The sequence below is a fragment of the Mesorhizobium sp. M8A.F.Ca.ET.021.01.1.1 genome (assembly GCF_003998025.1).
GTDB lineage: Bacteria > Pseudomonadota > Alphaproteobacteria > Rhizobiales > Rhizobiaceae > Mesorhizobium.
The window spans coordinates 1-6308 of sequence record NZ_RZSJ01000353.1 but is presented as its reverse complement, the minus strand read 5'-3'; the positions used below and the strand labels follow the sequence as shown (position 1 = coordinate 6308).

Below are 6308 nucleotides of genomic sequence, written 5' to 3'. Positions count from 1 at the left end.
CGCCAAGCTGGAACACCCCTTGTGTGTTTGGAATCGTGCATTGTTGAGGGTGCCACGGACCAGGTGCTTGCCTGATCCGTGGCGGCGGTCGAGAGCCCGTCACCCCTCAGGTGGCTTAAACCGTGGATGAGCTGGGGCCCGACCGCCTTCTTTTGTGAACCCGAACAGTTGCAAGGGGCAAGCCCCCGCACACAAGGAAGGGACCGATGAGATGGTAGCGCAAACGGTTCAGGACATCGGCATCGATGTCGCCAAAGGCTGGCTCGACGTGGCGGTGTTTCAAACGCAGGAACAAGCGCGTTTCGACAACGACAAGGACGGATGGGCCAAGCTGGTCAGATGGCTGCGGGGTCGCACCGTACGCGCCATCGGCATGGAGCCGAGCGGCGGCTATGAGCGCGGTGTGGCCAAGGCACTGCGTAGCGCGGACCTGCCGGCCAGGAACGTCAATCCGCACAAATTGCGCCACTATGCCCGCGCCCTTGGCCGATTGGCCAAGAATGATCGCATCGACGCCTTGCTGATTGCGCGCTACACCGCCGAACTGCCGACCCGGCCGGTGCGTTGCGACCCGATTGCGGAGCAACTGGCCGATCTGGTCGTGGCCCGCAGGCAGCTTAGCGACGATAAGGTCAGCCTCGCCAATCAACTCGAGCAGCTACGCGAGCCGATGGTGAAGCGCATCTTCACCCAGCGGCTGCGTCGTATCGAACTCGATATCGCACTGCTCGCCAAGCGTATGGCCGAACTCGTCGCCAGCCAGCCGGCGCTCGCAGCCAAGGATCGCCTGATCCACGGTGCCGGTCCAGTCCTCAGCCATACCATACTGGCGCTGGCGCCGGAGATCGGGCAGGCCTCGCGACGCGAGATTGCTGCGCTTGCCGGCCTGGCGCCCTACGACTTCGACACCGGCACCTTCAAAGGTCGCCGCGTCATCTGGGGCGGCCGGCATGCTCTGCGCAGGGTGGTCTACATGGCAGCGCTCACCGCCAGCCGCTCCAATCCCGTACTCAAAGCCTTCCACCAGCGTCTTATTGCAAACGGTAAGCAACCAAAGGTCGCCATCGTCGCCGTGGCCCGAAAGATTATGACCATCCTCAGCGCCATGCTTCGACACAACCAACCCTGGTATCCAGACAAAGCCTGAAAACACAGTTGCTCATCCGTCTTGCCGCTTCGCGACAAGCCACCTTCTCCCACAAGGGGAGAAGGGAAAGTGGCGACCGCCCGGCCCTTCGCTATGGCTCCGGGCGTTCGTCGCTCGAAAAGCCCATTTAGGGGCTTTTCGTCCGCTGCGCGGACCGCTCCTCACCCATGCGCAACCATCACATGGCGCACGGCGGTGTAGTCCTCCAGCGCATAGAGCGACATGTCCTTGCCGTAGCCGGACTGTTTCAGGCCGCCATGCGGCATCTCGTTGGTCAGCATGAAGTGGGTGTTGATCCAGGTGCAGCCATATTGCAGGCGTGCCGCTGTCGCCATGGCACGCGAGACGTCCTTCGTCCATACCGATGACGCAAGGCCGTAGTCGCTGTCATTGGCCCAGTTCACCGCCTCGTCGACATCCGTGAAACGAGTGACCGAGACGACCGGGCCGAACACTTCCCGGCGCACGATCTCGTCTTCCTGTAGTGCCCCGGCAACGACCGTCGGCTGGTAGTAGAAGCCGGTGCCCTCGCCCGGCTTGCCGCCGGTGGTGATCTCGATGTGTTTCAGTTCCGAAGCGCGCTCGACGAAACTCGATACGCGGTCGCGCTGGCGGCGCGAGATCAGCGGCCCGATCTCGTTCTCGGTGTCGTCTGATAGATTGTACTTGATGGTCGAGACGGCGGAAGAAAGATCGGCGACAAGCTTGTCGTAGATTTTCTTGCCGGCATAGATGCGGCAGGCCGCTGTGCAGTCCTGGCCGGCATTGTAGTAGCCGAAGGCGCGCAGGCCGTTGACGACGGCGCCGAGGTCGGCGTCGTCGAAGACGATGACCGGTGCCTTGCCGCCAAGTTCCAGATGCGTGCGCTTGACCGATTTGGCCGCGGCCTGCAGCACCTTCTTGCCGGTGGCGACGTCGCCGGTGATCGAGATCATATTGACCTTGGGATGGTTGATCAGCGTGTTGCCGACGCTGTCGCCCCGGCCAAGCACGACATTGACGACGCCCTCGGGAAGCACGTCGGCCAGAATCCTGGCCAGCTTCAACGTCGTCAGCGGTGTCTGTTCCGACGGCTTGAAGACCACGGTATTGCCGCCGGCAATCGCCGGCGCCAGCTTCCAGGCCATCATCATCAGCGGATAGTTCCACGGCGCGATCGAAGCGACGATGCCGATCGCGTCGCGCCGCACCATCGAGGTATGGCCCGGCAGATATTCGCCCGCGACGACGCCGGGCATGGATCGCACCGCGCCGGCGAAGAAGCGGTAGCAGTCGACGATGGCCGGGATTTCGTCATTGAGCACGGCGTTGATCGGCTTGCCGCAGTTCAGCGCTTCGAGCGTGGCGAACTCCCTGGCCTCGGCCTCGATGCGGTCGGCGATCTTGAGCAGGTAGCCGGAGCGTTGCGCCGGCGTGGTGCGCGACCACGAGACGAACGCTTGTTCGGCGGCCGCCACGGCGGCCTCGATCTGTGCCTGGCTGGCTTCCGGCAGGTTGAGAATGGTCGCCCCGGTCTTCGGATTGAGGATCGGCTCGTCGGTCTCGGTGCCCTTTTCGAATTTCGAGCCGATCAGCATCTGGGTGTCCATCAGATTTCTCCCTTGGAAGGAGCGAATGAGGAGCAGCGAATAGCGAGCAGGGTTTGGCTGTCGATTTTTGCTACTCGCTACTCCCTATTCGCTTTTTTTCATTTCCCGCTTCCGGCGATCTGGTCGCCGTCGCGGGTCAGGTAGTAGGCAAAAAGGATCGGCAGCAGCGTCACCAGCACGACGACCATGGCCACGACATTGGTGACCGGTCGCTGGCGCGGGCGGATCAGTTCCTCCAGCATCCAGATCGGCACGGTCTGCTGCTGGCCGGCGGTGAAGGTGGTGACGATGACCTCATCGAAGGACAGCGCGAAGGCCAGCATACCGCCGGCAAGCAGTGCCGTGGCGATGTTGGGCAGCACGACATGCCTGAAGGTCTGGAAGCCGTCGGCGCCGAGATCCATCGAAGCTTCGATCATCGAACCCGAGGTGCGGCGGAACCGGGCGACCGCATTGTTGTAGACCACGACCACGCAGAAAGTGGCGTGGCCGAGCACGATCGTCCAGAACGAGAACGGAATGTCGGCCAGCGCAAAGGCCGAGCGCAGCGCGATGCCGGTGATGATGCCGGGCAGCGCGATCGGGAGGATGACCAGCAGCGAGATGGTTTCGCGGCCGAAGAATTTCGTTCGCGACACGGCGGCGGCGCACAGCGTGCCGAGCACCAGCGCAATCGTGGTCGAGATGGCGGCGACGCGGACCGACAGTGACAGCGCTTGCCAGACATCGGGTCGGTTCCAGGTGACGGCGAACCATTGCGTGGTCAAGCCCGGCGGCGGCCAGACGAAGCTCTTCTCCTCGGTGGTGAAGGCATAGACGAAGATCAGGAGGATCGGCAGATGCAGGAAGAGCAGGCCGCAGGCGGCCGCGATCTTCAGGCCAAGGGGAGCCGACTGGCTGCGGTCAGAGCGCATCGAAGGCCCCCATGCGCTTGGCGCCCCAGAGGTAGAAACCCATGATGACGATGGGCACCACGGTGAAGGCGGCGGCGAGCGGGATGTTGCCGGCGGTACCTTGCTGCGAATAGACGGCCTGGCCGATGAACAGGCGCGAGGTGCCGATGATCTGCGGGATGATGTAGTCGCCCAGCGTCAGTGAGAAGGTGAAGATCGAGCCGGCGACGATGCCGGGCAGCGCCAGCGGGAACAGCACGTTGCGGAAGGTCTGGCCGGGCGAGGCGCCGAGATCGGACGAGGCCTCGACCAGATTGCCGGGCACGCGCTCGAGGGCCGCCTGCACCGGCAGGATCATGAAGGGCAGCCAGACATAGACGAAGACGATGAAGGTGCCGGTAAAGGACACCGACAGCGAATTGCCGCCGACCACGGGCAGCGAGAGCCAGCTATCGAGCAGCCACAGCAGGTGCAGCTTGGCGAGCAGCCAGGTCAAAATGCCTTCCTTGGCCAGGATCAGCTTCCAGGCATAAATCTTGACCAGATAGCTCGACCACAGCGGCAGCATGACGCCGAGATAGAACAGCGCTTTCCAGCGGCCGCGCGCGTAACGCGCGGCATAGTAGGCTATGGGGAAGGCGACGATAGCCGAGGCCAGTGTGACCAGTGCCGCCATCGTCACCGTGCGCAGGATGATGTCGAGGTTGGCGGCCTGCAACAGGTCGCCATAGGTCTTCAGCGTGAACTGCCGGTTGATGAGGCCGGAGAACTCGTCGATGGAGAAGAAGCTCTGCGCCAACAGCGCGAACAGCGAGCCGATATAGACGATGCCGAGCCACAGAACCGGCGGCAGCAGCATGAGCAGCAGCAGGAGCTGCGGTCGGCGCCAGAACAGGTCCGACAGCGCGCCGCGCAGGCCGCCGCTGCCGGGCAGGATGGCTGGGGCGGGATTGGCGTTGAGGGCGGCGATGGTCATGGGACCACCCTGTGGCAGTGGGGCTTATAGGAGAGGCAGCGATCCTTCACGCCCCCCTCTGTCCTGCCGGACATCTCCCCCACGAGGGGGGAGATTGGCAGCTTCAGCGCCTCGCTCATTCCCGCAACGTTGCTGATTGGCGAAAGCAGTCGCGACATCCAATCTCCCCCCTCGTGGGGGAGATGGCCGGCAGGCCAGAGGGGGGCGCCGTAGAGCGCCACGCTGGAGACTCTAATCGCGCAAACCTTCATCATGCCGGCTCGTCCATCAGATGCAGATGCTCGCGATTGAAGGTGAGCACACCAGCCTCGCCTTCCCTAGGCAGCACTGTCCCCGCCGGCACCACGGCGTGCAGCTTCAACCCGTCGGCATCGAGCGCCAGCCTGGTGGTGGCGCCGAGATAGTTGGTCGAGACGAGACGCGCGGCCACGCCCTCGCCGCTCGCGGCGCGGCCGACGCGAATGGATTCGGGCCTGAGACTCCCCCAGCGGTGCTGGCCGGAATAACGCTGGACGAAGTCCGGCGGCAGCACGTTGGACGAGCCGACGAAATCGGCGACGAAGCGCGTGCTTGGGCGCTGATAGATGTCTTCCGGCGTGCCGATCTGCATAATCCTGCCGTCATTGAAGACGGCGACGCGGTCGGCCATCGACAGTGCCTCGCCCTGGTCGTGGGTGACGAAGACGAAGGTGATGCGGAGCGCCTTCTGCAGTGATTTCAGCTCCTCCTGCATGTTTTCGCGCAGTTTGAGGTCGAGCGCGCCGAGCGGCTCGTCGAGCAGCAGCACCTTGGGCTGGTTGACCAGCGCACGCGCCAGCGCGACACGCTGGCGCTGGCCGCCGGAGAGCTGGCCGGGCCGGCGCGCGCCGTAGCCGGGCAGCCGCACCAGTGACAAGGCTTCTTCCGCCGCCTTGTGCCGCTCGGCCTTGCCGACGCGCTTGACCATCAGTCCGTAGGCGACGTTGTCGAGCACATTGAGGTGCGGGAACAGCGCATAGTCCTGGAACACTGTGTTGACGTTGCGGCGATAGGGCGGCACGCCCTCGGCGCGCTCGCCGAAGATCGAGATGGAACCCGCCGTCGGCTGCTCGAAGCCGGCGATGAGACGCAGGCACGTCGTCTTGCCCGAACCCGATGGCCCCAGCATGGCGAAGAATTCGCCGGGCGCAATGTCGAGGTCGACCGCGTCGACAGCGCGAACACTGCCGAAATGGCGCGAGACTTTTTGAAAGGAAACGGCTGGGGTCATTGGGTGTCCTGATCTGTCAGGCTCGTCAAAATCTCGGGCGTTGGCGCTGCCCCTCATCCGCCTGCCGGCACCTTCTCCCCGTAATAGGGACGGGGAGAAGGGACGCGCTTCAACGCTGACGGTACCCTCTCCCCGTTCTTCACGGGGAGAGGGTAAGGGTGAGGGGCAGCGTCAACTTATCAATAGATGCGCGGCGAAAATCACCGTCCGCCGATGACGCCGATATAATCCGACACCCAGCGATAGTAAGGCACGCACTGATCGTTCTGGGTGACGCATTTCGAGACCGGCGTCTTCCAGAACTTGATCTTGTCGAAATTGTCGTAGCCGTTGGTCTTGCAGCCTTCCTCGCCGAGCAACTCGTTGCCCTTGCAGGCGGCGGGCACGACCGGCAGCGAGCCGAACCAGGCCGAGACATCGCCCTGGACCTTCGGCGCCAGCGAATGCTCTAGCC

General features: G+C 63.8%; 5 protein-coding genes and 1 pseudogene. 1 reads left to right on the top strand and 5 read right to left on the bottom strand.

Annotated features, from left to right (window positions below):
* Nucleotides 1–211 precede the first annotated feature (211 nt).
* A complete protein-coding gene (locus EOA36_RS23520; RefSeq protein ID WP_189553329.1) occupies nucleotides 212–1147 on the top strand; it encodes an IS110 family transposase in 936 nt (311 codons plus the stop codon).
* A gap of 161 nt (nucleotides 1148–1308) precedes the next feature.
* Here the strand turns inward: EOA36_RS23520 and EOA36_RS23515 are convergent, their stop codons facing one another.
* From EOA36_RS23515 to EOA36_RS23490, 5 genes and pseudogenes are all read right to left on the bottom strand, one after another.
* Nucleotides 1309–2736, bottom strand: coding sequence for a gamma-aminobutyraldehyde dehydrogenase (locus EOA36_RS23515; RefSeq protein ID WP_127279629.1), 1428 nt, complete (start codon nucleotides 2734–2736; stop codon nucleotides 1309–1311).
* A 98-nt stretch (nucleotides 2737–2834) separates the two neighbouring features.
* Nucleotides 2835–3650 (bottom strand): ABC transporter permease, encoded by an 816-nt coding sequence (locus tag EOA36_RS23510; RefSeq protein ID WP_127279628.1) that lies wholly within the window; start codon nucleotides 3648–3650, stop codon nucleotides 2835–2837.
* Nucleotides 3640–4605 carry an ABC transporter permease gene (locus EOA36_RS23505; protein ID WP_127279627.1) on the bottom strand — a complete coding sequence of 322 codons (966 nt, stop codon included), beginning with the start codon at nucleotides 4603–4605 and terminating at the stop codon, nucleotides 3640–3642. The genes EOA36_RS23510 and EOA36_RS23505 overlap by 11 nt, the downstream gene beginning before the upstream one ends.
* 250 nt (nucleotides 4606–4855) lie before the next feature.
* The gene (locus tag EOA36_RS23495) at nucleotides 4856–5854 is read right to left on the bottom strand and encodes an ABC transporter ATP-binding protein (protein ID WP_127279626.1); all 999 of its coding nucleotides are present in this window, start codon (nucleotides 5852–5854) and stop codon (nucleotides 4856–4858) included.
* Between the two features lie 200 nt (nucleotides 5855–6054).
* A pseudogene (locus EOA36_RS23490) lies at nucleotides 6055–6308 on the bottom strand (spermidine/putrescine ABC transporter substrate-binding protein); the annotation flags it as partial.

Bases quoted from the DNA above. Each gene is read 5' to 3' on its own strand.
- EOA36_RS23515 (WP_127279629.1), bottom strand. From the start codon at position 2,736: ATGGACACCCAGATGCTGATCGGCTCGAAATTCGAAAAGGGCACCGAG.
- EOA36_RS23505 (WP_127279627.1), bottom strand. From the start codon at position 4,605: ATGACCATCGCCGCCCTCAACGCCAATCCCGCCCCAGCCATCCTGCCC.
- EOA36_RS23520 (WP_189553329.1), top strand. From the start codon at position 212: ATGGTAGCGCAAACGGTTCAGGACATCGGCATCGATGTCGCCAAAGGC.
- EOA36_RS23495 (WP_127279626.1), bottom strand. From the start codon at position 5,854: ATGACCCCAGCCGTTTCCTTTCAAAAAGTCTCGCGCCATTTCGGCAGT.
- EOA36_RS23510 (WP_127279628.1), bottom strand. From the start codon at position 3,650: ATGCGCTCTGACCGCAGCCAGTCGGCTCCCCTTGGCCTGAAGATCGCG.